The 26,981-nt window shown below is 70.4% G+C and carries 24 protein-coding genes; 11 read left to right on the top strand and 13 right to left on the bottom strand.

Annotated features, from left to right (window positions below):
- Nucleotides 1-41 precede the first annotated feature (41 nt).
- Entirely contained in the window at nt 42-797 is a 756-nt protein-coding gene (locus AB0J40_RS21805) for a hypothetical protein (RefSeq protein WP_364455851.1), read from the top strand.
- Here the strand turns inward: AB0J40_RS21805 and AB0J40_RS21800 are convergent.
- A complete protein-coding gene (locus AB0J40_RS21800) occupies nt 776-1,501 on the bottom strand; it encodes an AfsR/SARP family transcriptional regulator (RefSeq protein WP_364455849.1) in 726 nt (241 codons plus the stop codon). The genes AB0J40_RS21805 and AB0J40_RS21800 overlap by 22 nt on opposite strands.
- Before the next feature lie 201 nt (nt 1,502-1,702).
- Between AB0J40_RS21800 and AB0J40_RS21795 the strand changes: the two genes are divergently transcribed.
- The 3 genes from AB0J40_RS21795 (at nt 1,703) to AB0J40_RS21785 (ending at nt 6,016) form a co-directional block, all read left to right on the top strand.
- Nucleotides 1,703-2,413 (top strand): serine/threonine protein phosphatase, encoded by a 711-nt coding sequence (locus tag AB0J40_RS21795; RefSeq protein WP_364455848.1) that lies wholly within the window; start codon nt 1,703-1,705, stop codon nt 2,411-2,413.
- Between the two features lie 108 nt (nt 2,414-2,521).
- A complete protein-coding gene (locus tag AB0J40_RS21790) occupies nt 2,522-4,471 on the top strand; it encodes a hypothetical protein (protein ID WP_364455846.1) in 1,950 nt (649 codons plus the stop codon).
- Between the two features lie 9 nt (nt 4,472-4,480).
- Nucleotides 4,481-6,016, top strand: a complete 1,536-nt coding sequence (locus tag AB0J40_RS21785; protein ID WP_364455844.1) for an ABC transporter substrate-binding protein — start codon at nt 4,481-4,483, stop codon at nt 6,014-6,016.
- On the opposite strand, the gene AB0J40_RS21780 is transcribed toward AB0J40_RS21785, so the two are convergent.
- The 3 genes from AB0J40_RS21780 to AB0J40_RS21770 are packed head-to-tail and all read right to left on the bottom strand — an operon-like array spanning nt 6,013 to nt 7,126.
- Nucleotides 6,013-6,495: a DUF2127 domain-containing protein gene (locus AB0J40_RS21780; protein ID WP_364455842.1), complete on the bottom strand. Its 483-nt coding sequence runs from the start codon at nt 6,493-6,495 to the stop codon at nt 6,013-6,015. The two genes, AB0J40_RS21785 and AB0J40_RS21780, sit on opposite strands and share 4 nt — an antisense overlap.
- A gap of 26 nt (nt 6,496-6,521) precedes the next feature.
- Nucleotides 6,522-6,938, bottom strand: a complete 417-nt coding sequence (locus tag AB0J40_RS21775) for a hypothetical protein (protein ID WP_364455840.1) — start codon at nt 6,936-6,938, stop codon at nt 6,522-6,524.
- On the bottom strand, nt 6,932-7,126 hold the full coding sequence (locus AB0J40_RS21770) for a zinc finger protein (protein ID WP_364455838.1): 195 nt from the start codon (nt 7,124-7,126) through the stop codon (nt 6,932-6,934). The genes AB0J40_RS21775 and AB0J40_RS21770 overlap by 7 nt, the downstream gene beginning before the upstream one ends.
- 78 nt (nt 7,127-7,204) lie before the next feature.
- On the opposite strand from AB0J40_RS21770, the gene AB0J40_RS21765 reads away from it, so the two are divergent.
- Nucleotides 7,205-8,038, top strand: a complete 834-nt coding sequence (locus tag AB0J40_RS21765; RefSeq protein WP_364455836.1) for a helix-turn-helix transcriptional regulator — start codon at nt 7,205-7,207, stop codon at nt 8,036-8,038.
- Between the two features lie 13 nt (nt 8,039-8,051).
- Nucleotides 8,052-8,216, top strand: a complete 165-nt coding sequence (locus AB0J40_RS21760) for a DUF397 domain-containing protein (RefSeq protein WP_364455834.1) — start codon at nt 8,052-8,054, stop codon at nt 8,214-8,216.
- Here the strand turns inward: AB0J40_RS21760 and AB0J40_RS21755 are convergent.
- Nucleotides 8,190-8,780, bottom strand: a complete 591-nt coding sequence (locus AB0J40_RS21755) for a TetR/AcrR family transcriptional regulator (RefSeq protein ID WP_364455832.1) — start codon at nt 8,778-8,780, stop codon at nt 8,190-8,192. The genes AB0J40_RS21760 and AB0J40_RS21755 overlap by 27 nt on opposite strands.
- Before the next feature lie 126 nt (nt 8,781-8,906).
- Here AB0J40_RS21755 and AB0J40_RS21750 point away from each other — a divergent pair, with 126 nt between their 5' ends.
- Entirely contained in the window at nt 8,907-10,265 is a 1,359-nt protein-coding gene (locus tag AB0J40_RS21750) for an MFS transporter (RefSeq protein ID WP_364455830.1), read from the top strand.
- A 48-nt stretch (nt 10,266-10,313) separates the two neighbouring features.
- On the opposite strand, the gene AB0J40_RS21745 is transcribed toward AB0J40_RS21750, so the two are convergent.
- From AB0J40_RS21745 to AB0J40_RS21725, 5 genes are all read right to left on the bottom strand, one after another.
- A complete protein-coding gene (locus AB0J40_RS21745; RefSeq protein ID WP_364455828.1) occupies nt 10,314-12,644 on the bottom strand; it encodes a GH92 family glycosyl hydrolase in 2,331 nt (776 codons plus the stop codon).
- 127 nt (nt 12,645-12,771) lie between these two features.
- Nucleotides 12,772-14,220 carry an amidohydrolase family protein gene (locus AB0J40_RS21740; protein WP_364455827.1) on the bottom strand — a complete coding sequence of 483 codons (1,449 nt, stop codon included), beginning with the start codon at nt 14,218-14,220 and terminating at the stop codon, nt 12,772-12,774.
- Between the two features lie 222 nt (nt 14,221-14,442).
- A complete protein-coding gene (locus tag AB0J40_RS21735) occupies nt 14,443-15,996 on the bottom strand; it encodes an ABC transporter permease (protein ID WP_364455825.1) in 1,554 nt (517 codons plus the stop codon).
- Nucleotides 15,993-16,901, bottom strand: coding sequence for an ABC transporter ATP-binding protein (locus tag AB0J40_RS21730; protein ID WP_364455823.1), 909 nt, complete (start codon nt 16,899-16,901; stop codon nt 15,993-15,995). Before AB0J40_RS21730 ends, AB0J40_RS21735 begins: the two co-directional genes overlap by 4 nt.
- 2 nt (nt 16,902-16,903) lie before the next feature.
- Nucleotides 16,904-17,518, bottom strand: coding sequence for a TetR family transcriptional regulator (locus AB0J40_RS21725; RefSeq protein WP_364455821.1), 615 nt, complete (start codon nt 17,516-17,518; stop codon nt 16,904-16,906).
- Nucleotides 17,519-17,754: 236 nt separating this feature from the next.
- Here AB0J40_RS21725 and AB0J40_RS21720 point away from each other — a divergent pair, with 236 nt between their 5' ends.
- Nucleotides 17,755-20,988 carry a S8 family serine peptidase gene (locus tag AB0J40_RS21720; RefSeq protein WP_364455819.1) on the top strand — a complete coding sequence of 1,078 codons (3,234 nt, stop codon included), beginning with the start codon at nt 17,755-17,757 and terminating at the stop codon, nt 20,986-20,988.
- Between the two features lie 71 nt (nt 20,989-21,059).
- Here the strand turns inward: AB0J40_RS21720 and AB0J40_RS21715 are convergent, their stop codons facing one another.
- Nucleotides 21,060-21,824 (bottom strand): hypothetical protein, encoded by a 765-nt coding sequence (locus tag AB0J40_RS21715; protein WP_364455817.1) that lies wholly within the window; start codon nt 21,822-21,824, stop codon nt 21,060-21,062.
- Entirely contained in the window at nt 21,821-22,399 is a 579-nt protein-coding gene (locus AB0J40_RS21710; protein WP_364455816.1) for a hypothetical protein, read from the bottom strand. The genes AB0J40_RS21715 and AB0J40_RS21710 overlap by 4 nt, the downstream gene beginning before the upstream one ends.
- A gap of 349 nt (nt 22,400-22,748) precedes the next feature.
- Here AB0J40_RS21710 and AB0J40_RS21705 point away from each other — a divergent pair, with 349 nt between their 5' ends.
- Nucleotides 22,749-24,143, top strand: coding sequence for a discoidin domain-containing protein (locus AB0J40_RS21705; RefSeq protein WP_364455814.1), 1,395 nt, complete (start codon nt 22,749-22,751; stop codon nt 24,141-24,143).
- On the opposite strand, the gene AB0J40_RS21700 is transcribed toward AB0J40_RS21705, so the two are convergent.
- On the bottom strand, nt 24,131-25,294 hold the full coding sequence (locus AB0J40_RS21700; protein WP_364455812.1) for an ROK family transcriptional regulator: 1,164 nt from the start codon (nt 25,292-25,294) through the stop codon (nt 24,131-24,133). The two genes, AB0J40_RS21705 and AB0J40_RS21700, sit on opposite strands and share 13 nt — an antisense overlap.
- Before the next feature lie 97 nt (nt 25,295-25,391).
- Between AB0J40_RS21700 and xylA the strand changes: the two genes are divergently transcribed.
- Both xylA and AB0J40_RS21690 read left to right on the top strand, forming a co-directional pair.
- A complete protein-coding gene (xylA, locus tag AB0J40_RS21695; RefSeq protein WP_364455810.1) occupies nt 25,392-26,540 on the top strand; it encodes a xylose isomerase in 1,149 nt (382 codons plus the stop codon).
- Nucleotides 26,541-26,556: 16 nt separating this feature from the next.
- On the top strand, nt 26,557-26,946 hold the full coding sequence (locus AB0J40_RS21690; protein ID WP_364455809.1) for a VOC family protein: 390 nt from the start codon (nt 26,557-26,559) through the stop codon (nt 26,944-26,946).
- The last annotated feature ends 35 nt before the right edge of the window (nt 26,947-26,981 follow it).

Here is a 26,981-nt window from a genome sequence, read left to right as displayed (position 1 = left end):
GGCGGCGACGGCGGCAGGGGGCCGCCGACGGGGGTGAATCCATGACGCTCGATCGACGCAGCCTGCTCAAACTCGGTGCGGGAGCGGCCGTCGCGGTCGCGGGCACCGGACTGCTCACCGGGACCGCCGAAGCTTCGGCGCTACCGCCGGTGCCGGGCATGCTGGGCGACCGCACGGCCAACGAACTCTGGTACCAGCTCGACGAAATCGCGCTGTACCACCCGGCGCAGGAAGTCCGCGACGCCTACGCGGTGCTCTTTCCCTTCATCCAGCAGAACGCCCCGGACGGCCTGCCCGCGAAGTGGCGGGCCCTCAGCCTCGAACCGGGCTACCCGAAGAACTACGCGGAGTTCGTCAAGCCCGTCGAGCCGCAGCTGAGGACGCTTTCGGCCCTGCAGCTCGGCAACTTCGACCGCTTCTACCGCGGTGACGAAGAAGGTCTCGGCAGAGCTTTCGCCGCCTTCGGGCAAGGGATCCTGTACGACCCGCGGCGGGCCGACGTCGAGTCCGAAGTGCACACGATGGACGGAGATCCGCCGTCGGGCTACCACTTCTGGCACTGCATCCAGCGCGCGCAGATGCTGCTGGGCATCGACCGCCACCGGTGGGCGCGGATCGACCCGCTGCTCGGGTTCGCGTGGGCGCTGCAGTCGATCGCGAAGCCCGACCACCGGCACGTCAACCCGGGCCTGCCGCGCGAACAGGTGCGCGCGCTGGCGCGGTACTGGCTGCCGCGGTCGCCCGCCGAGCTCGACCACGACTTCCGCGCGACGCCCTACCCGGACAGCACCCGCTGATACGCGGCCCGCAGCACCGGGCCCGGCGCGATCCCCAGCCGTTCGGCGAGGATCCGCCGGCCCCGGTGGTACTCGGCGACGGCGTCCGCCTGCCGCCCGCTCGCGCAGAGCGCGGCCATGAGCAGCGCCCGCGCGCGTTCCCGCAGCGGGTGTTCGAGCACGAGACCGGTGGCGTCGGGCACCGCGCGCACGTGGTCGCCCGCCATCACGTCCGCTTCGATGCGGCCTTCCAGCACCGCCAGCCGCAGCTCCTCGAACCGCGCCGACTCCCCCGCGCGGAGCGGTTCGGCGACATCGGCGAGCACCGGACCCCGCCACAGGTCCAGCGCGGCGCCGAACAGGCACGCGGCCCGGGTGGCACGGCCCGCGCGCAGTTCGTCGTGCCCCGCGGAAGCCAGCCGCTCGAACTCCTCGGCGTCGACGGTCCCGCCGTGCGCCAGCAGGTACCCGCCACCGGTGCGGACGAGCCGAGAGGGCCGGCCGAGGCCCTTGCGCAGGCGAGAGACGTACGTGCACAGCTGCGCGTCGACCGTCGACGGCCGGTTGTCCGCCCACAGCAGCGAAATCAGCCGTTCGTCGGGCACCACCCGCCCCCGCGCGAGCAGCAGCGCGGCCAGCAGCGTGCGCGGTTTCCGCCCGCCGAGCACGGCCGGCCGCCCGTCCGCGCGCGCCACGGCGAGCGGGCCGAGAATCCGGAACTCCATGTCCCCCACCCCGTTCCCACGGTACGCGGATCGAGATCGCCGGCACAGGAGGCGACTCGCGGGGTTGGCGCGGGCAATCGCGGCCGCGGGCACAACCACTTCAGCCGGGCGCGCGGATCGACACCGCCGGTACAGGAAAGTCTCAGACGGCCCACAGGTTCGGCGCGGATCATGGGTTCCAGAGGTGATGAGGAGGCCGCGATGATCACGACACGTCCGGGTTACCCGCGCTGGCACACCGCGAGCGCCCAGGGGCCGCGCTCGCTCAATGCCGATGCCGTCGGGGCCTATGCCGCCGCCGGGGGGCCCGGTGTCGTCTTCGCCCTCGCCGATGGTGTCGGGGATGATCCCGCCGCCGCGCGGGCCGCCCGGATCGCCGCCGCGGCCGCCGCTCGCACGCCTGTCCACAAAGGACCCGTCGAGGCGGTTCTCGTGGCGCAGCAAGCGGTGCGCGCGCAGACGCTCGGGGATGCCGTGCTCGTCGTCGCCATGCCGGCCGAGCACGGCGGGTACCGCATCGCCTGGGTCGGCGACGCCCGCGCGTACGCCTGGGACGGCACCACCCTCGGCCTCCTGACCACCGACCACACGCTCGCCGAGTACTTCCGCGCCCGCCACCAGCCGGTGACCCCGCGGATGGAGCACGTCGTCACCACGAGCGTCCGCACCACGAAGCCGGCGGAGATCGGCACGGTGGAGACCACGAGCGCGGGCCTGCTCCTGACCAGCGACGGCGTCCACAAGCCGTTGACCGGCAGCGGCATCCGCGCGGTGCTGGCCCAGCCGGGCACGGGGGCCGCCGAGCTGGTCGAGGCCGCGCTGGCCCGCGGTGGCTCGGACAACGCGACCGCCGTCTACGTCGAACCCCTGGAGGCCGACGTCACGACGGTGCGATTTCCGGTCGCCGCCTGAGGTGAGTTGACAAAACCTGGCCAATCGGGCCGAACCGGTAGCTGATCGGTCACCTTCTGCTTACTCTCGTTACCCACTGTATCGAGGGGTCGCAGGGGAGTCAGCACGATGGCCGAACCAGACCGGACCGTCCTGTTCACCCGGCAGCTGCTGTGGCACGGCGCCGTCGGCGAACCACCGCGCAAGCCCCCGGTGGTCGTGCTGCTCGGCCCGGCCGGCTCCGGGAAAACCCATGCCCTGCACCAGATCGACGTCGATCTCGGCTGGGGTGTCGTGCACAGCCGGTTCGACTTCGGCGACGGCGCCCCGAGCCCGGCCGACGTGCTCACCCGCCTCGCCTACGGGTTCTCCCGCAGCTGGCGCCACCGCGCGAAACCGCGGTTCCTGCGGTTCGCGCTGGCGCTGATCGCGGCGCGGGCCGACCTCGGCACGACCGACTACACCCAGGACAAGGCCAAGCTGCGCCGGCTGCTCGAAGAGTTCCACCGCGACCGGGTGCCCCGGTGGGTCGACGCGACGACCGGCCTCGGCGTCCGGCTCGCCACCGCGACCGGAGCGGTCCCCGCCCCCGTCGCCGACGCCTTCTCCGCCGAGCTGCCGAAGCTGGTGCGAGCCGTCCGGCCACGGCTGACCCAGGCCCTGCGCTCGCTGCGGGACGTCGAGTGGTTCCAGGGCGGCGACGCCTACGACGCGCTCATCGACCTCAACCGGCTCGCCCGCGGCCGCGAAGCCGACCCGGAGCGGCTCACGGCCTGGCTGCTGGAAGCCTTCCTCGCCGACGTCCGCGAAAACCACCGCCGGATGTCCGGCCCCGAACGCCGGAGCCCCTGCGACTGCCCCGATTCCCGGCGGCAGCCCCACGTGCACACCTGGGTGGCGCTGCTGGACAACGTCGACCACCCCGGCGGACTGGCCTTCCTGCGGGCCCTGACCGCCGCGCGGGAACGCCACCACGGCACGCCCGACCCGCTGCTGGTCGTGGCGACCAGCGGGTCGTGGCACGGCGAATGGGACGACGAACTGGGCCGCACCTGGCGGCCGCCCTGGCAGCCGGGAAGCGGCGCGGGCCGGACCGTTCCCGTCTGCGGGCAGGCTTCCCACGAGCACTGGGCCGGCCAGGCGGAGGGCCGGGCCTCGGCGTACTACCCGGTACTGCTGGAACCGCTGTCCGTCGGCGCGGTCGCCGAGCTCCTCGGCCGCGACGTCCCGCGTGCCCACGCGGAGTTCGCACACCGGGCGACCGGCGGCCTGCCGGGTGCCGTGCGGCACGTCGCGAAGGTCCTGCGCGACAAGGAGATCGTGCCGGGCGCGCGCGACGTCCTCGGCGCCGGCGGCCCGGAACCCTGGCGGTCCTGGCTTTCCGGGCTCGGTCTCTCCACAGTGGACGTCGACGAGCTGGTCGCGGCCGCGCCGTTCGCCACCGCGCCCTGGCTGGTCCAGCCGCGGGCGGAAGGCGCCGTCGTCCAGCCGCGCGTCGGGCCGATCCTCACCGAGCTGCGGGCCTCCCTGTGGGTGCGGGCCGGCGAAGGCGACCAGGTCACGCTGCACCCGTGGCTCGCGGGCAACCTGGCCTCCGCGCTGGCCCGGCGCGACGACGGCGCCGCCTACCGGACGCAGTTCGCCGCCCTCCAGGCCACCGCCGGGACCGACGCCGTCCGGCGCGCCTACTGCCTGCTCGCCCTCGGCGAGTTCCCCGCGGTGGTCGACCTGTTCGAACGGGACTTCCCGGAGCTGCCGCACCTCGAGTGGCTCGACCGGCTCACGCTCGTCGTCCACGCACCGGACGACCAGCCGCTCGGCGCCGGCTACGACGAGCTGCGCGAACAGCTCGTCAAGGCCGACCGCGAGCACCGGCCGGACCGGACGCCGCTGCGCAGCGAGCTCGCCCGGCTGATCGCCGCGAGCTGGCTCGCCACGAACCCGTTCGCCGTGCGGGGCAGCGCCCAGAACCGCGACATCGAGCTGGCCCTGGCCAACCTCTCCCGGGCGTCCGAGCGCGCCGACACCACGCACCTCTACACCTTCGCCGACCGGGCCGCGCGCGGCCTCTGGCCGTGAGGAGCCACCTTGTCCCCCACCGCTTTGGCCCGCCGCGCGCCATCCCGCGGCCGCCGTCCCGTCCCGCCGGTGCGCCCGCGCGGCTGGGCGCACCGGCACTGGCTCGTCCTCTCCCTCGCCGTCCTGCTCGTGCTGGCCGGCGTGGTGGTCTTGAACCCGCCGTGGGAAAACTGCGGGCCCGGCCTGGACGACACCGCCGACGCCGGGTGCGTCGGCCTGAACCTGGCGTCCGGGCCGTTCCGGGACGACGACCCGCTCGCCGACCTCGAAGCCCTGATCGCCGACCGCAACGGCCAGGTCGCCGGCGACTACGAAACGATCGTGCTGCTGGAGAACATGACCTCGGACCCGGCCACCGACAGCACGCCGACCGAGTACGTCCGCCACGAGATCGAAGGGGCCATCGCCGCGGTGTGGCCCGGCCCCGAAACGCCGCACTTCAAGCTGCTGCTGGCCAACATCGGCGGGGACGCCGCCCACTGGAGCGGGGTGGTGGACCGGATCGTCGAGCACGCCGACAGCGAGCACATCGCCGCGGTGACCGGCCTCGGGATCAGCCTCGGCAACGTCCGCGACGCCGTGGCCGCCCTGTCCGAGCACGACATCGTGACGATCGGCGCCACGGTCACCGGCGACGACCTGAACTTCGACGCGGCGCACCGGCCGATCCGGAACTTCTTCCGGGTCGGGCCGACGAACAGCGACGAGGCCCGGGCGGCCGTGAACTACATCGCGGGCCTGCCGAAGCGCCGCACGATGCTCGTCGCGGACGTCAGCGACGCCGAAATCTACGCCGCGACCCTGGCCAGGGCCTTCCAGGAGCAGGACCGGATCCCGGTCGAGTTCACGAAGAAGTACCGGCTGCCGGCCAAGCTCACCGGCGCGAGCCGGCACGACTACCTGCTCAAGCTCTTCAGCGGCATGCACTCCGACATCTGCGCCGCCCAGCCGGACGTGATCTACTTCGCCGGCCGCGGCGTCGACCTGCGCTCGTTCACCACGGCGCTGGCGGAAGACGGCGCCTGCCGGCAACTGCCGTCGGTGACGGTGCTCACCGGCGACGACGCCGCGACGCTCGTCGGTTCGCCGCTCCCGCTCGACGGCGACATCGCCGTCCGGCCCCTGTACACCGCCCTCGCCCACCGGGACCAGTGGCAGAAGTTCGTCGGCGACCCGGCGTCGCTGACCTACCGGACGAACTACACCGACTTCGAAAACCGCTTCACCCGGCACAAGTTCGCCCCGGCCGACCTCCTGGACGGCGCCGCGATGATCGAGTACGACGCCGCGGCCACGGCGGTGAAGGCCGCGGAGGAGAACCCGGCGCGGGGGCACGAGGGCATGGCCAACTTCGTGGCCAACATCGACTGCAACTCGGCGCTGCCCGGTGCCACCGGCTTCGTCGCGTTCCGGCAGGACGACGGCAACCAGGTCGACAAGGCCCTGCCGATCCTGGAACTGCGGGCCGACGGCTCGACCGGCTCGGACGCCCTGGTCTGGTCGCAGGGACACCCGCTGGACACGTCCCCGACGTGTCGTTCCTAGGCGCGGTCGCGCTTGAGCTGCCGGTACTCGCGCAGGACGAGGATGATGATCACGACGTCGAGCGCGGCGAAGAACGGCAGCGCGATCGAGTGGGTGTGGACCGCCCGGAAGATCTCGTAGACGACGAACGCCGCGAGGACCAGCGCCGCGACCGGGTACGCGCGCACGATCTTGCGGGCCAGTGCCCAGACCAGGCCGAGCTTGATCAGGCCGTGGGCCAGCAGGTAGGCGACGGCGAACGTCTTCGTGTCGCCGTGGAGGAAGTTCTCGGTCGCCGACTGCAGGTGGCGGGCGAGGGTGCCGGACGGGTCGCCCAGCAGGTCGCGGGTGATGACCGCGTGGGTGAACCCGCTGACGGTCGAGGCGGGGATGAACGCGAGGATCAACGCCCCGACGACCTGCAACGCGCCGTCGAGGCCCTTGATCGCGATCGCGACGCGGAAGAACTTCTCGGTCGCGGTCGTCTTCGTCTCGGACATGCCCCCAGCTCAGCACGAACGGCGGATCAACGCACGTGGAGGCACCTTTCGCACCGTTCGTGCCGGGCTGTCCGGCCGGCGGGGTCGGTCCCGTAGAACGGGAAGCACGCCGCGCCGCAGACGGCCAGGAAGATCGGCCCGCACCGGAGGGGGTGCGGGCCGACCTGGTGGGCGACGGCCAGTGCGCGCCGCCGCGCGCCCGCTTCGGGGAGCCAGCCGTGGTCCGGGAGGGTGGCGCGGACCCGGGCGTCCAGCTCGTCGGCGCGGGCGACCAGGTCCGCGCCCAGGTCGGCGAGCCGTTCGCCGAGGTCGCGGAGGATGTCCGGGCGGGGTGCCTCGTCGTCGAGGGTGCGCGCCAGCCAGGAGACGTCCAGCGCGAGCGACGTGTGCAGGTCCCGGACGCGGTCGAGCAGCCGCAGGTCCCGGTCGGCTTCGGTCAGCACCGCGCCAGCCACGCGGCCCGGCATTCGGCGCAGGTCGGGTCGAACCAGTTCCCGCCGAGCTGCGGGACATCGCACACCGCGACGGTCACCTCCTCCCCGCACAGGGCCGTGAACCGTTCTTCGGGACGCGGCGGGAAAGCACCGTCGAGCGCGTGGCGCTTTCCCTCCGCTTGCTGCCACCTCAACATGGGACCATTCAATCTGTCCGATCCGGTAGACACCAACACGCTGATGGAGTGATGGACGGCGTTCGTATTATCGGCCCCATGAAAGCGACTTCTTCCACGCCGCGCGCACGCGCGTTGGCCGCCGGGTTGCGCGAAGTACGCGAAGCGCACGGAGTGGGGTTGCGCCAGCTGGCGCGGATACTCGGCTTCGCGCCACAAGTGTTGTCACTGTGGGAGAAGGGGCTGAGGCTGCCGTCCGTGGCGGACGTGGCCCTCATCCTCGGCTTCTTCAAAGTGCGCGGCGAAAAGCAAGAATATCTGCTGGAATTGGCCAGGACTGCACGGGAACGGGATTGGGTCACTCCGGGCTCCCCGGAAATCAGCCCCGAACTTTCCGGGTTGGTGGAATGCGAGCGGTCCGCCACCAAGATCACCGCGTGGGCCTGCTCGATCATTCCCGGAATCCTGCAGACTCCCGATTACGCACGAGCCGTCCTCGACAATTCCGACCTCACCCAGAGCCAGGCCGATGCCCACCTGGTCATGCGGCTCGACCGCCAGAAGATGCTCACCCGCCCGGACCCGGTCCACTACCGCGCGATCATCGGCGAGCGCGCTCTGCGCGAGCCGGTGGCCGGCGAGGACATCATGTCCGACCAGATGGACCACCTGCTCACGGTCGCCGAGCGGCCTCACGTCTCGCTGCGGGTGCTGCCGGCCGAGGCCGGCTACCACCCCGGCATGCTCGGTTCCTTCTTCATCTACGAATACGAGGACACGCCACCGATCGCACTGCTCGAACACGCCTACTCGAGCGCCTTCCTCCACGCGGACAATCACATTCGCGCATACCTCCGGCTTGCTAAAGTGTTGGCGGAGAGAGCTTTGAGCGAAGCTGCCTCACGCGAGCTGATCGCGGAGGCGGCCAGATAGCCCGAGGAGCCGAATGCAAGCCATCTGGCGCAAGTCGAGCCACAGCGGCGGCAACTCCGAGTGCGTCGAGGTGGCGATCGAGCGCACCGTCGGCGTGCGGGACAGCAAGGCTCCCGCCGCCGGTCAGCTCACCCTCTCGCGCCAGGCCTGGTCAGCGGCTCTTCGCCGGCTTCGCTGACGTCTCCGACTTCACCACGTCCTCGGCGAACGCGACCGCCGTCCGGGTGCCTTCCTCGCCGAAGATCGGGCCGTTCGTGTACAGGCCGTCGATGATGAACATGATGCGGTCGGCCAGTCGCTCCGGGTCGGCCGCCGCCGTCTCGGCCGCCAGCTCGCGAAGCTGCGTCCGCACCCGCACGAAGTGCTCCATCGATACCCGGTGGGCCGGGTGCTCGCGCTCCGGGAACTCCGCGAACGTGTTCCGCAGCGGGCAGCCGCGCGTGCCCGGCACGTTCACCCGCACGCCCACCTCGCGCACCAGCTCCACCAGCCGGCCTTCGGCATCCCCCGCGGCCGCGCGGGCGGCGGCGACGATCGTGTCCCAGTCGCCGCTGCAGCGCTTCAAATACGCCACGACCAGGTCGTCCTTGCCGGCGAACTGGGTGTAGAGCAGGTTCTTGCCGCAGCCGCACTCGTCGATGATCTGCTGCATCCCGACGGCGTGCACCCCGTGGCGGTTGAACAGCCGGGTGGCGGTCTCGAGGATCCGCTCACGGGCGTCCGGCGTCGGCTTGCGCGGCATGAGCGCCATCGTACCGGACCAAACGGTCCACATCGTGAATCCCCGCTTGACAACGGCTTCCGACCCTCGTCATGATTCGGACCGTTCGGTCCGGGACCGATCGGTCCGACTCATCTGGGGGTTCTCTTGACCATCTCGGCTGTCCATGACCGCCTCACCGCACGCGCCCGCGTCCTGCTGCTCGTCCTGTGCGGCGCGATGTTCCTCGACGCGCTCGACGTCTCGATGAAGGGCGTCGCCCTGCCCTCGATCGGCGCCGAGCTCGGCCTGTCCACCGGCTCCCTGCAGTGGGTGGTCAGCGGGTACGTCCTCGGCTTCGGCGGGTTCCTGCTGCTCGGCGGCCGCGCCGCCGACCTGCTCGGCCGGCGCCGGATGCTGGTCGGCGCGCTGGTGGTGTTCGCCGTCGCGACCGCGCTCGGCGGCTTCGCCACCAACGGCCCGCTGCTGGTCGCCGCGCGGTTCGTCACCGGCGTCAGCGCCGCCTTCAGCGCGCCCGCCGGCTTCTCGATCATCACGACGAGCTTCACCGAAGGGCCCGTCCGCAACAAGGCGCTGTCGATCTACACCGCGACCGGCGCCACCGGGTTCTCGCTCGGGCTCGTCGCGGGCGGGCTGCTCACCGAAATCAGCTGGCGGTGGGTGTTCCACGCGCCGGTGCTGGTCGCGCTCGCCACGCTGGCCGGCGCGCTCGCGGTCGTCCCGCGCTCGCCCGCCGCGCCGGGTCGCGGGTTCGATGTCGCGGGCTCGGCGACCGTCACGTCGGCGATGCTGCTCCTGGTGTTCACGCTGGTACAGGCACCGGACGCGGGCTGGGCTTCACTGCGGACGCTCGGCTCGCTGGTGGCCGTCGCGGCGCTGCTGACAGTGTTCGTCGCCATCGAACGGCGGGCCGCGAGCCCGCTCGTGCGGCTCGGCGTCCTGCGGTCCGGCGCGCTGGTGCGGGCGAACGTCGGCGCGATGTCGCTGCTGGGCGGCTGGGTCGGCGCGCTGTTCCTCGTCACGCTGTACCTGCAGGACGTCCGCGGCTGGTCGGCGCTGGAAACCGGTCTGGCGGTGTGCCCGAGCGGGCTGGTCGTCGCGGTCCTGGCGCCGCGGATCGCCGCGCCGCTGGTGGGCCGGTTCGGCTCGGGACGCGTCGCGTTGGCGGGACTGGCTTCGTCGGTGGCGGCGTACGCGCTGCTGCTGTTCCTGGACGCCTCCAGCGGGTACTGGACGCTGATGCTGCCCGCGTTCCTCCTGGTGGGCCTGGCATTCACGCTGACGTACGGCCCGCTGACGATGGCCGCGGCCGACAGCGTCCCGGCGGCCGACCAGGGCCTGGCGGGCGGCTTGGTGAACACGGCGTTCCAGGTCGGTCCGGCGCTGGCGCTGGGCGTGGTCTCGGCGGTCGCCGCCGCCGGCGGCCTGCGAGCGGCCTTGCCGGTCCCGCTGGTCGTGGCCGTCCTCGGCGTGGCCGCGCTGCTGCCGTCCCTGCGCCGGGCCTGAAAGGGCCGGTGGGGGCACCTTCACGGCCATGAAGGTGCCCCCACCGGATCACATCGCGGGCGGGGCCGACTTCGTGCCCCACGCCGTGGGAGTGTCACTCAGGGAGAAGCGGATCTTGCCCGCACGCAGCAGGTCCGCGTGCGAAATCCAGCTGCGGTCGTACGCCCGGTGTCCGATCTGGACGTCCTTTGTGTACTGCAGCTTCGCCGCGCTCGCGCCCGGCGCCTCGATCTCGATCTTGCGGCCGCCGGCCGGGCGGATCTCCACCTTCTCGAACATCGGCGTGCTGAGCAGGTACGTCCCGGAGCCGGGCTGGGCTTCGAAGACGCCCGTCATGCCGAAGACGAGCCACGACGAGATGGTGCCGAGATCGTCGTTGCCGGGCATGCCGTAGGGCGTGTCGGTGAACAGCGTCCGCGCCGCGCGCAGCACGGCCGACGTCTTCCACGGCGCACCCGTCCAGCTGTACATCCAGGGCGCGTGCAGGTCCGGCTCGTTGTTCGGGTTGAAGGCGAAGTTGTTGTGATAGTCGTACGCGCCGTGGACCCACGAGTCCTTGGCGGCCTTCGCCGGATCGGTGAGCAGCAGCGGCATGTCGAAGAACGTGTCGAGCCGCTTCTCCGCCTGCGCCGGGCCGCCCATCAGGCCGAACAGCTTCGCCGTGTCCTGCTGGGCCAGCCACTGGTACTGCCACGGCGTGCCCTCGTGGAAGCCGGTCGACTGGGCGGGATCCGGGTCGCCGACGCCGGTGCCGTCCGCCGCGCGAGTGCGCGGGAACCCGGTGAAGCCGTGGGATTCGACGCCGGTGTCCCACAGTTTCGCGAAGTTGCCGCAGCGAGCGGACAGCGTCGCGGCCTTGTCCCGGTAACCCAGCCCGGACGCCATGGTGGACAACGCGCAGTCGGCGAGGGCGTACTCGAGCGTCGCCGAGCCGGCCTGGCGCGTGTCGCCGTAGGTGTAGCCGGGCAGGTCCTGGTAACCGATCCAGCCGTTCTGCACGTACGTCGGGTTGCCGTCGCGGCCGCGGAAGATCGACTGGTCCGCCGGCACCTCGTTGGCGTTGCGCCACAACGCGGCGAAGAGCTGACGCGCGGTCTTGTCGTCCAGGAGGCCGCGGCGGTAGTTGTCGACGACCCACGGCGTTACGGGGTCGCCGCTCATCACGTTCGTCTCGCCGCCGGCCAACGCCCAGCGCGGGACCCAGCCGCCGTCCTGGTAGATCTTCAGGATCGACTTGGTCATGTCCGCGGCCTTGTCCGGGTGCAGCAAGGCGACCAGCTGGTTCTGCGACCGGTAGGTGTCCCACAGCGAGAACATCTGGTAGTAGGTGTCCCGGCTGCGGTGAACGGCGTCGTCGAAGCCGCGGTAGGAACCGTCCACATCGGACCCGACGGACGGGTGCAGCAGCGACCGGTACAGCGCGCTGTAGTAGGTCCGCTGGTCGGCGGTCGTCCCGCCGGCGACGCGCAGGCGGTTCAGCTCGTCCGCCCAGGTGTCGTGGGCGGCTTTGCGCGCCTTGTCGAACGACTTGGGCTGTTCGGCGGTGCGGTTCAGGCGAGCACCGTCGATCGAGGTGTAGGAGAGGCCGACGGACGCCCCGACCTGGCTGGAGTCGCTGCCGAACGTGAGCCACGCGCCGGTGCGCTGGGTGCCGAGCTTCGCGTCGCGCTGGTTCGGCGTCAGCTTGTTGTCGGTCCAGGTGCCGAAGCTGGTGAACTCGCGGTCGAACTTGGCGCTGAAGAAGACCTTGTAGCGCTCCTTCTGCGTCTCCCAGCAGAAGTTGCCACCCTGCAGCCAGCCTTCGACGGTGTCGTCCCCGACGACGTGGACGTCGCCGGCGTAGGTGTAGCCGTTGCTCTCGCCGACCTCGATGAGGACGTTCTCGCTCGCCCCGCCCGGGAAGGTGTAGCGGTGCTGGCCGGTGCGCTGGGTGGCGGTAAGTTCGGCGTCGATGCCGTTGTCGAGCTTCACGCCGTAGTACCCGGGCTGGCGGGTCTCGTTGGCGTGGCTGAACTTGGCGCCGTACTGCGCGGGGTCGCTGCTGGTGACGGCGCCGGTGGTCGGCATGAACCGGAAGTTGCCCATGGTCTGGCAGCCGACGCCGGAGAGGTGGGTGTGGCTGAAGCCGAGGGTGGTGTCCTGCGCGTAGTCGTAGGACGCGTACTTCTTGAGCTGGGTGTCCGGGGACAGCTGCACCATGCCGAAGGGGGTGGTGGCGCCCGGGAAGGTGGTGCCGTCCCCGTTGTTGCCGATCGAGGTGTCGACGAGGGTGGTGGGGTCGTCGGCGAACCTCGGCCCGGCGGCCTGAGCGGGGGTCGCGAGCGCCATGGTGGTGGCGCCGGCGAGCAAGGTGGCAAGGACGCGCGTCCGCGTTCTCATGATCCGTGTCCTCCTGACAACGTTGTCACATGCACGGTGGGATCTTTTCCGTTGTCCGGTGGACAAATCAAGCCCGGACGCGGCGAGGGGCCAGCCACGGCGACCGGCGGGGAAACGGCTCGCCGGGTCAGCTCTGGTGCGTGACGTGCCCGGCCAGGACCGTCGCCGTCACCGGGAGGGCTCGCAGATCCGCGGCCGACAGCGTCGAGGGGTCCGCCGCCGTCACCATCAAGTCCGCCACGTCCCCCACCGACACGCCCCGGCGGCCGCCCGAAGACGCCGCCAGCGCGTCGGTGAACGAGATGGCCTGCTCCGGGTGCCACGGCGGCCGGTCGTCGTCGGTCCGGAACACCGCCGCGGCGATGCCGTCCCACGGGTCCAGCGGTGCCACCGGCGCGTCCGACCCGAACTCCAGGCGGGCACCCGATTCCAGCAGCGAGCGGTACGGGAAAGCCCGGGAGGTCCGGCCGTGCCAATGGCGGTCGGCGACGTCGCGGTCGTCCGGCTGGTGCGCCGGCTGGACCGCCGCGATCACGCCCAGCTCGGCGAACCGCGCGACGTCGGCAGCCGAGAGCAGTTGCGCGTGCTCGATCCGCCCCGGGCAGCCGACCGCCTCGAACGCGTCCAGCGCGATCGTGTTCGCCCGGTCGCCGATCGCGTGGACCGCCGGGATCAGCCCGTGCGCGAAAGCCCGTTCCATCAACGGAACCAGCTCCGCCGGCGGGAGTTCGAGCAGCCCCGGGGAATCCCCGCCGGGATAGGGGTCGTGGCAATAGGCCGTGCGGGTGTTGAGGGACCCGTCCACGAAGAGCTTGAACGGGCCCACCGTCAGCAGCCCGTCCGAATCCGGGAGGACATCGCCCGTGCGGTGGCCACGCTCGATGGTCTGGTCCAGCAGGTGTTTCGCGATCACGCACGAGATCCGGGCCGCCGGGGCACCCCGCCGCGTCCAGTCCGCCACCGTGTCCGCGTACTCGTAGTCGACGATCTGCGTCACCCCGCGCGCGGCCGCCGCGGACACCGCTTCCGCCACCCACTCGTCCTGGACCTCGATCGCGGCCGTCGGCAGCTGGGCCGTCGCGCTCATGCAGTCGTTCTCCAGCAGCACACCCGTCGGGTGGTCGCGGCCGATCAGCTTCAGCGCCGCCGGGCTCAGCCACAGCGTGTGCAGATCCGCGCTGAACAACGCCACCGCCCGGCCCGGCAGCGCCCGCTGCAGCAGGTCCTTGTGCGGCTTGTCCGGCCAGAGCCCGTCGCGGAACCCCGCGCCCACGACCAGTTCCGACGGCCGCGACGGCGTCGCCAGCAGGTGCGCCAGCAACAGCTCGATCGCCTCCCCCGCCGACCGCGCCGCGTCCAGCGGGATCCGGCGCCGGAACGTCGCCCACTGCACCAGGTGGACGTGCGCGTCGACGAGCCCGGGCAGCAAGGTACCGCCGTGCCCGTCGACGACCCGCGCGGCGAACCCGGCCGAACCCGGCTCGGAGATCGCCGTGACGCGGCCGTCGTTCACCCGGACGTCCGAAAGCTCCCCGCCGAGCCCCGGCCGCACCCGGCGCAGCAGTAGATCATCCATGCGGACCACCCTGCCAGGCGGACCCGTCCGGGTGAAGCACGGAGTGAGATGGGAATGAGATGGGTATTAGCTACTGTTGTAAGAGATGGCAGCCGTCGCCCGCCGAAGGGTCAGGGCCGGTCAGGGGCGCCGCCTTCACAAGCCGCGCAGGGTTCGACTCCCTCGGTTGCCGCTCGATGATTGGTGAAGGCCACCTCCCCCTCGAGGTGGCCTTCACTGCTGTCAGCCCACCGGGATGTCACGCCTTCGCAACGCTGCCAGGCCACCGATCCCGGCCACCAGCGCGATCGCCACCAGCCAGAGCACCGGCGTCACCGAAAACGTTCCTCCTGGCAGCCTTGCCAGGTGCTGGAACGGCGAGATCCCCAGCACCACCTCGTTCCACCGCAACGCCGATCCCACCAGCGACAGCAGCAGGAACGCGCCCAGCAGACCCCAGGCCGCCGCCGCGAAACGGGGGACAAGGCCGACCAGCAACGTCGACAGCCCGGCCAGTACCCACACCGCCGGCAGCTGGGCCAGTGCCGCCGGGACCAGCGAAGCGCCGTACGCCAGCCCCGTCGCCAAACCCGTGACAGTCAGCAGGAACGCCGAGCCGGCCAACGCGAACGTCAGGTGCGCGAGCGCCCAGCCGATGCGCCCGACCGCCGTCGCCAGTACCGGTTCCGCCCGGCCCCCCGCTTCCTCCGCGCGCAGCTTCAGCGTCGCCTGGACCGCGTACCCCGCCGCCGCCAAGCCGAACAGCGTCATCGTGCCCGCCAGGTACGCGTCCATCACCCCGCCTCCGCCGCCCAACCGGGACAGCACGTCCGCGACCGCCTTGTTGTCCCGCATCGTCTCCGCGACGTTCTGCGCGACCCCGCCCATCAGCAGCCCGACCAGCGCCAGGCAGCCGGTCCAGACCAGCAGCGTCCCCCGCTGCAGCCGCCACGCCAAGGCCAGCGGCGACCGCAGCGACGCCCGCGCGCCGGACCGCCCCAGCCGGGCCGGGAGCAGCGCCGCGCCGAGGTCGCGCCGCGCCGACAACGCGACCGCCAGCACGACCAGCGAGCCCGTCGCGGACACCGCCAGGAGCAGCACCCACCACTGCTCCCCCGCGAACGGCCGCATCCGGTGCGCCCAGCCGATCGGCGACAGCCACGCGAGCCACCCCGCCGAGCCGCTGTCGCCCGCGGCCCGCAGCAGGAACGCGAGCACCAGCACGCCGATCCCGGCGCCCCGCGCGCCGCTCGCCCCCCACGTCAGCTGCGCCGCGACCGCCCCCACCGCGGCGAACACCCAGCCCGCCAACGAAAAGCCCAGTCCCAGGGCGAACGCCCCGGCGAACGGAACGCCCTGCGCCCCGACGCCGAGGCCCACCAAGATCCCGTACACCAGACATGCTCCACACGCGGCGAGCACCGCCGCCGCCAGGCCCGCGTGCCGCCCGACCACCGTCGCACCGGTCAGCTCCCGGCGTCCGGCCTCCTCCTCGGTCCGGGTGTGCCGGACCACCGTGAGCAGCGCGATCAGCCCGACGACGACCGGCACGAACCCGCACTGCCACGCCAGGAGGTTCCCCACCGACGAGCCGTACAGCGGCCCGTTGCGGACCAGGAACGTCGCACTGGACGCGTTCAGGTCGTAGAAGTGCTGGCGCGCCGCCGCGTCCGGGTAAGCGGCCTTGATCGACGACAGGTAGCCCATCGGCGCGATCGCCAGGCAGACGATCCACAGCGGCATCAGCAGCCGGTCGCGGCGCAGCACCAGCCGCAGCAGCGACCACGTCCCCGTCATCGCGCCGCTCCGACCGGCTCGTCGTGCCGGTAGTGGCGCAGGAACAGCTCTTCGAGCGTCGGCGGCCGGCTCACCAGGTTCCGCAGCCCGGCCTCGGCCAGGTGCCGCATGACGTCGTCCAGCGCCGGCTGGTCGACGGACAGGTGGACGTGCGAGCCGTACGAGCTCAGGTCGTGCACCCCCGGCAGCGCGGCGAGATCCGCGGGCACGTGCGCGAGCGACGCGTCGATCGTGATCCGGCCCAGGTGCCGCAGCTCGTCCAGCGTCCCCGATTCGACGGTCTTCCCCGCCCGGACGATCGTGACGCGGTCGCAGAGCGCCTCGACCTCGGACAGGATGTGCGAGGACAGCAGCACGGTCCGGTCGCCGCGGTCCCGCTCCTCTTCGACGACCTCGCGGAACACCTCCTCCATCAGCGGGTCGAGCCCGGACGTCGGCTCGTCGAAGATCAGCAGCTCCACATCGGACGCGAGCGCCGCGACCAGCGCGACCTTCTGCCGGTTGCCCTTCGAGTACGTCCGGCCCTTCTTGCGCGGGTCGAGGTCGAAGCGCTCGACGAGCTCCGCGCGCCGCTTGCCGTCGAGCCCGCCGCGCAGGCGCCCGAGCAGGTCGATGACCTCGCCGCCGGTGAGGTTGGGCCAGAGCGTGACGTCGCCGGGCACGTACGCGAGGCGGGGGTGCAGCTCGGTCGCGTCGGTCCAGGGGTCGCCGCCGAGCAGGGTGGCGCGGCCGCCGTCGGCCCGCATCAGTCCCAGCAGGACGCGGATCGTGGTGGTCTTGCCGGCGCCGTTGGGTCCGAGGAACCCGTGCACCTCGCCGGTGTGGACGGTCAGGTCGAGCCCGTCGAGGGCTTTCACCGGACCGAACGCCTTGGTGAGGCCGTCGGCGGTGATCGCTTCGGCCATCGTCATTCCTTCCGTTGGTAGGCGGCCAGCGCTTCGCGGGCCTTTTCGAGGACTTCGGTGGTGGCGAGCGGGTTCATGAACAGGTGCCCGGCGGCCGCCGACATCCGCAGCATCGCCTCGTTCGTGCCCGGCTCCTCGCCGAGCGCGCGGGCGACGTGGTCCTGCAGGATCATCAGCCCGCCGGTCATCGCGGCGAGCGCGGCGGCGACACCCCGCGGGTCGGGCAGGTCGATGCCCTGCTCGCGGAAGTAGCGTTCGGTCTCGTCGACGATCTCCACGAACTGCGCGGCCGCGGCTTCGGAGCCGTCGATCATCGCGCGGCCCAGGTACCGGCGGTAGAGCAGCTGACGGGCGTCGAACGTCGGGACGAACCCCGGGTTCGCAGCGCCCTTCGCCAGCACCTCCTCCTTGAACTTCACCAGCTCGTCGAAGACGTACGCGTCGCACGCCTCGCGCAGGCCGTCCTTGGAGCCGAAGTGGTGGCGGATCAGGCCACCCGAGACCCCGGCCTCCTTGGCGATGTCGAGGATCGACGTCTTCTCCATGCCGCGCTCGGTGAAGAGCTTGATGGCGGCCTCGCGGATCCGGGCCCGTGCGGTGAAGTCTTCGGTGCTCATGACGGTCCTATACGTACGTGTAGTCGACTACACGTGAATATAGCTCGCTGCACGCACGTATAGCAAGGCGTCCCTTTCACCGGAAATCGGCGTTTCCCGTGGCCGCCCAACCGGTGATCGCACTAGGCCGTTCGGCCCACAACCAATTGCGGTCGATGGGCTAACTGTCTGATTGCTGACGAAGATCTCACGTTGTGTACTTCTCGGACGCATCTCTTCACGAAGGGTCGTTCTCAGTGACACAGCTCAGATCGCGCTGGAGACGGCGGGCCGGGATCACCGTCCTCGCCACCGCACTCGGCGCCTCCGTCCTCGGCGTCGCCGTTCCCGTGGCCGCCGCCCAGCCCGCGCCACCGACCTCGGGCGCGGCCGACGGCAAGACCCTCGACGAGCACGACCGCGCGCTCGTCGCCGAAGCCGAGAAGGCCGGCAAGCCCGACGTCACGCTGCTGATCGCGGCCGAGAAGGGCCAGACCGGCGCGGCCGTCGACCAGCTCAAGGCGCTCGGTGGCGTCGTCCAGTCCACCGACCCCAAGCTCGACTACATCAAGGTCACCGTCCCGCCCGAGAAGGCGGAGAAGGCCGCGAAGCTCAAGGCGGTCAACGCCGTCGACGTCGACGGCCTCGTCTACCGCGACGACCCGAAGCCCGACGGCGCGACCACCCCGCTGCCGCAGCCGGCCCCCGGCAAGGACACCCCGCGCGTCAACCCGTACCTGCCGACCGGCGACACCTACGCGGCGCAGTTCGGCCAGGTCCTGCCCAACTGGGACGGCAAGGACACCACGGTCGCGGTGCTCGACTCCGGTGTCGACCTCGACTCGCCCGCGCTGGCGACCACCAGCCACGGCGAGCGCAAGATCGTCGACTGGTACAACGCCAACGCCACCAACTCCGGCGACGGGACCTGGGTCAAGCAGTCCACCCAGACCTACACCGGCACCTTCACCGCCAACGGCCGGAGCTGGACGGCTCCGGCGACCGGCGGTCCCTACACCTTCGGCGTGTTCGGCGAGACCGCGGGCGACCTGGGCGCGGCGGACAGCGAGACCGGCGGGGACATCAACCGCGACGGCGACCGCGCCGACTCCTGGGGCGTGCTGCTCGACCCGGCGACCAAGGAGGTCCGGGTCGACCTCAACGGCAACGGCGACTTCACCGACGAGAAGCCGATGACCGACTACAAGGTCAAGAACGACGTCGGCTTCTTCGGCACCGACAACCCGGCGACCGACATCGCCGAGCGGATGGCCTTCGTGGTCCAGACCGACAAGGCGGGCTACGTCGGGATCGGCATCGCCGGCGCCGAGCACGGCTCGCACGTCGCGGGCATCGCCACCGGCAACGACCTGTTCGGCGGCAAGATGGACGGCGCGGCCCCGGGCGCGAAGGTGCTCGCGGTCAAGGTCTGCCTCACCGGCAGCGCCTGCACCTCGTCCGGCCTGATCGACGGGGTCGTCTACGCCGCGAGCCACGGCGCCGACGTCATCAACATCTCGATCGGCGGCCTGCCGGCGCTCAACGACGGCAACAACGCCCGCGCGGAGCTCTACAACCGCACGATCGCCGAGTACAACGTCCAGATCTTCATCTCGGCCGGCAACAGCGGCGCCGGGGCGAACACCGTCGGCGACCCGTCGGTGGCGTCGGACGCGATCTCGGTCGGCTCGTACATCACCAAGGAGACCTGGCTCTCGAACTACGGCTCGAAGACCCAGAACGCCGAGTCGCTGCACCCGTTCTCCTCGCGCGGCCCGCGTGAGGACGGCGGCTTCAAGCCGGACATCATCGCGCCCGGCGCGGCGATCTCCACCACCCCGCGCTGGGAGGCACCGGGCCCGGTGGCCGGCACGTACAGCCTGCCCGCGGGCTACGCGATGCTGCAGGGCACGTCGATGGCGGCGCCGCAGGCGACCGGCGCGGCGGCACTGCTGGTGAGCGCGTACAAGGCGACGCACAACGGCCAGCGGCCGCCGGTGGCGCAGCTGCGTTCGGCGATCAAGTCGACCGCGCGGTTCGTGCCGGGCATCGGCGCGTACGCCCAGGGCGCCGGCCTGTTCAACGTCCCGGCCGCGTTCGTCGCGCTGTCGCTCAACCCGAAGCCGGACACCGTGTCGACCTCGGTCGAGGTGCACACCGCGCTGTCGGGCCTGCTGGCCACCCCGAACACCGGCGTGGGCATCCACGACCGCGAGGGCGTGACCACGGGCAAGGCCTACACCCGCACCTACACGATCACCCGCACGACCGGTTCGGCGCACCCCGTGCCGTACTTCGCGCGGTGGACCGGGAACGACGGGACGTTCTCCTCGGCGTCGACGGTGGTGCTGCCGCTGAACACGCCGGTGAAGTTCGACGTCAAGGTGAACCCGAAGAACGCGGGCGTCCACTCGGCGCTGCTGTACCTGGACAACCCGCTGACCATCGGCATCGACGTGCAGACCCTCAACACGGTCTTCGCGCCGCAGGAGTTCACCGCCGACAAGGGCTTCCAGGTCGACGTGACCGGCAAGATCGCCCGCAACCAGGCGACCAGCTACTTCGTGCGGGTGCCGCAGGGCGCCAGCGCGCTGAAGGTGGACCTGGACGCCGGCGCCGGCGCCCCGGGCAAGGGCCAGGTGCGGTTCCTGCGCTACGACCCGACCGGCGTGCCGGCCGAGGCGAGCACGTCGACGACGTACTGCTACCTCCCCGACGCGGGGGCCGGCTGCCCGGGCGGCACGCCGACCAGCCGGACGTTCGCGAACCCGCTGCCGGGTGTGTGGGAGATCGTCGTCGAAGCGCGCCGGACGTCCGATGTGGACAATGCGGCGTACAAGCTGAGCGCGTCGGTGCTGGGCACGGCGATCACGCCGAACCCGGACACGATCGCCTCGGCCACGCTGGGCCAGCCGGTCGCGCGGTCCTACACCGTGCAGAACACGCTCGGCGCGTTCACCGGCAAGCTCAACGGCGCCACGCTGGGCAGCGCGAAGGTCTCGCGGCCGTCGATCACCGAGGGCGCGCAGCAGCAGTACCAGATCGCGGTGACGCCGGGCTCGACGTCGCTGACCGCCACGATCGGCAAGACGTCCGACGTCGGCGCCGACCTGGACCTGGTGCTGTACAACTGCACGACCGGTTCCTGCGTGCAGGCGGCGGTGAGCGCGGACGGTGACTCCGAGGAGTCGGTGACCGTGCCCAACCCGGCGCCCGGCGTGTGGGTCGCGCTCGTCGACGGGTACGCGGTGCCCGCCGGCACCACCGAGTACGACTACCTCGACGTGTTCACCAACCCGGCGTTCGGTTCGGTCGCGGTGACCGACGCGAACGCGGCGCGGGCGTCGGGCACCTCGTGGACGGTGCCGGCGACGGTGACGGCCACGGCCGCCCCCGCGGCGGGCCGGATCCTGCGCGGTCAGCTGACCGTGCAGACCGACACGGGTGTCACGGTCGGCTCCTCGCTGGTGCTGGTCAACTCCGTCGGCTAGTCCCGCTCAACGGAAACCGCCCCGGGTGCGCCCGGGGCGGTTTTCGTTGAGCGGGAATAACCCCAAATAAACTATGCTATCAGAGAAAGATTCTCTTCAACGTAGCGAACCCCCAGTGGAGACAGTCTAACATTCTTTTCTAGTGCATTATACTCAATAAGCTTTGCCTTATGAGCTTTTTTCAGGACATCTCTTCGATAGCTACTTGAATTTGAAGCCTCAACCCAATCTCTTATTTGATCTTCGGGAATCGCGACACTTTCTCCATAGAGCAGCAACAAAGTTTTATCGCGAAGCGTAGCTTTTTCAATAAGGACACGCTTTCGTCCATCGACAGGCCATACGACCTGCAGTTCACGCTCAACAATTGCATCCACAGCTTCAGTCGCAACGACCGTGTCCACCTTGTGATAGAAGCGCACCAGCTCCGCAACCAGCCACTTTGACATATACAGAACAGCAATCGCATCCATGTGATTAGGGTTTACGTCCCCGCCAACATGACCGACTCCTCGGTTATTGCGAATCTCATAAAGAGCCATGAGCACTCGCGGCACTTGAATTCTCATGGATCGCGGCAGGGAAACCTCTTTTTCTAGGTCTCGACAAGCGTCCACCATATTCTTCGGCTTGACCGGTCGAGCAAGTATCTGACCATCCGCCTCACCTCGCACGATTGAGTAGACAATCTCGCACAGCTTCCCGCCATTAAGCTCTGACGGCTCCCAGCGTCGCTCACGAAAGTTTATTGCTATTCTTGTCAACGTATCAATAAGTTCGCTCCGAACAGAACTCGGAACTCCAGCAAGCAGGTTTACCTTGTCAATGGGTTTCATGACTCAGGGTCACCATTGTCCGCAAGAGCAGCAGGAACCGAAGATCCGAGACCAAGTTTATTGCGAACATAGGCAATTCCCGAAGTCGTCAGCTTGTAAGTCTTTCGCGCCTGCTGAGATTTCCCAGATTTTGCCATCTGACGAACCAAAGCCGGCTTTCGACTTTGCAAGGAAGTCAACGCCGTTGTGACATTCCCGATGCCATGGCCCGTGTCTTTCAGAAGGTTGTTGACGTTAAGCGCGCGCCATGAAGGGCTACGCTGGATAACTTGCAACCAGTACGCTCCAGCCAGAGCTTTTTCAACGTCACTTCCCGGATCGACAGCATCAAATAGATCGACGAAGTCTTCATAAACGGGATCTTCTCGCGGCACGTCGCGAGCATCAGGCACCCGATGTTGCCACTCAGGCTCCGGAGTGTCCACAGCTCCTCGACTGCCACCCGTTGCAGTCAGCGACACCCCATACCTTGCCCCAGCCCACTGCAGGACACGCTTCCGCGCATCATCGTCCAAGCCGTCGATCGCTGCGGCAACCTCGCCCATCGCCTTGACTTCAAGGTCCATTTCTACCATCCAGTTTCAACTACATTGCCAAGAGGATAGTCCTGCATGGAACGCATGGTCAACCATGATGGCATCTTACTACATGCGGCAGCGGCCTCAGGTTCTAACAAAACCGCAGGTCAGGCGCACTTTAAATGATCATGAACACGACGTCATATCACTCATACGAGTTACCGTCCGCATGCCTGTCAACGATGCCTCTTTCCCTGTCACATGCTGAAGCTTACGATCACCCGACGCGGCTTTCGTGTTCCTGGTCGCTTTCCGACGCAAGTTTGCGTATGTCCGGTGAACTATTGCCCTGACTCGTCGCGCGTCCGTATGGTCTGGAACACTCCGCATCCACCGAGGGGTCCCCATGCGACGGATTTCGACGTTCTTCGCCGCGCTTCTCCTGCTGGCGGCCACTTTGCCGGGCATCGCGCACGCGGCCGCGCTTTCCTCCCGGACCCAGTTGTTCTACTACCCTTGGTACGGAGGCAGTTCCACCGGCTACCGGCACTGGGTGCAGGGCGGCCACACGCCACCGGACGACGTCGGTGCGAACTTCTACCCGGTGCTGGGTCCGTACGACTCCGGCGACTTCTCCGGCGCGGTCGAGCAGCACATGCGGTGGATCGAGCAGTCCGGCGCCGGGGTGATCGTCTACAGCTGGTGGGGCCAGGGGTCCTATGAGGACGGTCTGGCACCCGGCGTGCTGGCAGCGGCGGCACGGCACGGGATTCGCGTCGCGTGGCACCTGGAGCCCTACAGCGGGCGGACGGCGGCGTCCACGGTCTCGGACGTCAACTACATCCTGGGGCGCTACGGGTCGAGTCCCGCCTTCTACCGCGAGGGCGGCCGCGGGGCGTTCTATGTCTTCGAAAGCCTGCGGATCACCGACTGGACCCCGCTCGACCAGGTGCGTTCGTCGGCGATCGTGCTGGCGCAGACGACGGACACGAGCAAGGTCGCGCACTTCGGCGGGATGTACACCTACGACGCGATCGCCGGGGCGACGGCGCCGGGCTGGCGCGAGGCGGGCGCGTACTGCGAGGCCAACGGTCTCGTGTGGGCGCCTTCGGTGGGCCCGGGCTACGACGACGACCGGGCGGTGCCGGGCAACACGACACCGACGCTGTCCCGCGACAACGGCGCCACCTACGACCGGGAGTGGCAGAACGCGCTTTCTTCGGGCGCCGACTGGGTTTCGGTGACGTCGTTCAACGAGTGGCACGAGGGATCGGTCATCGAACCGGCGCGGTCGTCACCGCCATCGCCGGCCTACGAGACGTTCGCCGGCGCCTACGGGACTTCCGGCGCGGCGTCGGAAACCGCGTACCTGGACCGGACGCGGTACTGGGCGGCCCAGCTGGGCGGCCCGCCGCCCGCCTCGGTCAACCTGGCGCGGGGCAAGGCGGTCACCGCGAGCGGGTCGCAGGGCGGCTATCCGGCGGGGAACGCCGTCGACGGGAACGCGTCGAGCTATTGGGAGAGCACGAACAACGCGTTCCCGCAGACGTTGACGGTGGACCTCGGCTCGGCGACGGCGGTGGGCCGGGTGGTGCTCAAACTGCCGCCGTCGTGGGGGCGCCGCACGCAGACGATCGCGGTCGGCGACGGGAGCCCGGCGGGTTACGTCTTCGACCCGGCGACGGGGAACACGGTGACGATCCCGGTGTCGTCGACGGACCGCCACCTGCGGCTGACGTTCACCGGCAACACCGGCTGGCCGGCCGGCCAGGCGGCCGAGGTGGAGGCCTACGCCTCCTGAGCCCGGCTCACGAACGGCGCCGGATCCGCCAGCACCCGGTGCACCACCCGGCCCGCCGCACCCAGCGTCGCCGCGTCGCCGCCCAGCCGTGACGCCGACAGCACCGGCGGCTCGCCGCGCAGGCCGCCAAGCCGGGTGGTCAGCACCTCCGACACCGGCCCGGACAACCACGGGTACAGCTGGGTGAACACCCCACCCAGCACGATCCGGTCGAGGTCCAGCAGGTTCACCGCCGACGTCAAGGCGATGCCGAGGGCTTGGCCCGCTGCCGCACACGCTTGCCGGGCCGTTGCGTCGCCGGCTTCGAGGGCGGCGAGGAACGCTGGGAGCGTCTGAGCGTTTCCGGCCGTCAGCAAGGCTTCCTGGCCGGCGAAGGTCTCCAGGCAGCCGTTGCCGCCGCACCGGCAGAGGGGGCCCCCGGGGGCGACCACGACGTGGCCCAGCTCGCCCGCCAGCCCGCGGGCGCCGGCGAACAGCGTGCCGTTCACGACCAGACCCGCGCCGATACCCACTTCGCCCGACACGTACAGGAAGTCGCGCTCGCCGTCGCCGTACCAAAGCTCGCCCAGGGCCGCGAGGTTCGCTTCGTTGTCCAGCTCCACCGGGACCGGCAGGCGGAGCAGGCCGGCCGGGCGGACGTCCTGCCAGCCGAGGTTGGGGGCGCTGAACAGCACGCCGTCGCCGACCGGGCCGGACACCGCCAGCACCGCGCCCGCCACCTCCAGCCCCAGCCGGTGGGCTTCGGCCAGCGCGTCGGTCGCCAGCGCCTGGAGTTCGGCGAGGACCTTCTTCGGCCGGGAACCGCGGTTGTCGCGGTCGCGGCGGGCGGCGAACCGGACGCCGCCGGTGAGGTCGAGCACGCGCACCGCGAGGTAGTCGACGTTGATCTCCAGCCCCAGCGACGCCACGCGCGCCCCGCTGAGCACGACCTCCACCCCCGGCCGGCCCCGCTCGCCCGCGCGCGCGGGCCCGGTCTCGGCCAGCAGTCCCGCGTCCACCAGATCGCCGACGAGCTTGGAGACCGTCGACTTCGTCAGCCCGGTCAGCTCGGCGAGCGCGGCGCGGGTCAGCGGGCCGCCGCGGCTGACGGCGCCCAGCACGACCTCGAGGTTGCGGGCGCGCATGGAGTCGTGCCGCACGGCCTGGGTCATCGGTCCCTCCTGCGAAGCACTCTAACCGGCCTATTGACGCCCGGGACCCCCGCGGCGCATATTTAGTCTACAACGTGAACTAAATGAAGGGACAGTCATGAGCGACTACGCTCCCCAGCCGGCCGACAAGTTCACCTTCGGCCTCTGGACCGTGGGCTGGCCCGCGAACGACCCGTTCGGGGTCGCGACGCGGCCGCCGCTGGACCCGGTGGAGAGCGTGCACCGGCTCGCGGAGCTGGGCGCCTACGGCGTGACGTTCCACGACGACGACCTGCTGGCGACCGAGCCCGACCGCGACAAGGCGATCGAGCGGTTCCGCAAGGCGCTCGCGGAGACCGGCCTGAAGGTCCCGATGGCGACGACCAACCTGTTCACCCACCCGGTGTTCAAGGACGGCGGCCTGACCAGCAACGACCGCGACGTCCGCCGGTACGCGCTGCGGAAGGTGCGCCGCAACCTCGACCTGGCGGCCGAGCTGGGCGCCGAGACCTACGTCGTCTGGGGCGGCCGCGAGGGCGCCGAGTCCGACGCCGCCAAGGACGTCCGGGCGGCGCTCGACCGCTACAAGGAGGGCCTCGACCTCCTCGCGGACTACGTCGTCGAGAAGGGCTACTCGCTGCGGTTCGCGCTCGAGCCGAAGCCGAACGAGCCGCGCGGCGACATCCTGCTGCCGACGATCGGGCACGCGCTGGGCTTCATTTCCCAGCTCGCGCGGCCGGAGATGTTCGGGCTGAACCCGGAGGTCGGGCACGAGCAGATGGCCGGCCTGAACTTCGTGCACGGCATCTCGCAGGCGCTGTGGCAGGGCAAGCTGTTCCACATCGACCTCAACGGCCAGCACGGCCCGAAGTACGACCAGGACCTGATCTTCGGCCACGGTGACACGAAGAGCGCGTTCTTCCTCGTCGACCTGCTGGAGAACGGCGGCTACGAGGGCCCGCGCCACTTCGACTACAAGCCGCTGCGCACGGAGGACCCGGCCGACGTGTGGGTCTCGGCGGCGGCGAACATGCGGACCTACCTGATCCTGAAGGAGAAGTCGGCCAAGTTCCGCTCCGACCCGGAGGTCGTCGAAGCCCTCGCCGCGTCCCGCGTCCCGGACCTGTCGACCCCGACGCTGGCGCCGGGCGAGACGTTCGACGACGTCCTGAACGACGACTTCGACCCGGACGTGGCAGCCCAGCGCGGGTACCACTTCACCCGGCTGAACCAGCTGGCGCTGGAGCACCTCCTCGGCGTCCGCTGACGGCTAGCCTGGGGGGATGCTGAGCGACGCGAAGTTCGAAGCCCGCATCCCCACGCAGGACCTTGCCCGAGCCCGCCGGTGGTACTCGGAGAAGCTCGGGCTCGAAGCGGCCGAAGAACGCGAAGGCGGCCTGCGGTACGAAGGCGCGTCGGGTGTGTTCTGCCTGTTCGCCTCGGCCGGCGCGTCCGATGGTTCGTTCACGCAGCTGGGCTTCTACGTCGACGACATCGAGGCGACGGTCGCCGAGCTGCGGGCGCGCGGAGTGGTGTTCGAGGAGTACGAGGGCTGTGTGAACGGGATCATGGAGATCCGCGGCAACTACCCGAGCAAGGGCCGCGGCGAACGCGCCGCGTGGTTCCGCGACAGCGAGGGCAACATGCTCGGCATCGCCGAAGTCACCCCCTGACGGGCCGGGGCCGCCGTACGACACGGCGGCCCCGG

Source organism: Amycolatopsis sp. NPDC049691, from assembly GCF_040675005.1.
Taxonomy (GTDB): domain Bacteria; phylum Actinomycetota; class Actinomycetes; order Mycobacteriales; family Pseudonocardiaceae; genus Amycolatopsis.
The sequence above is the reverse complement of the archived record's forward strand: the minus strand, read 5'-3'. Positions and strand labels throughout refer to the sequence as shown.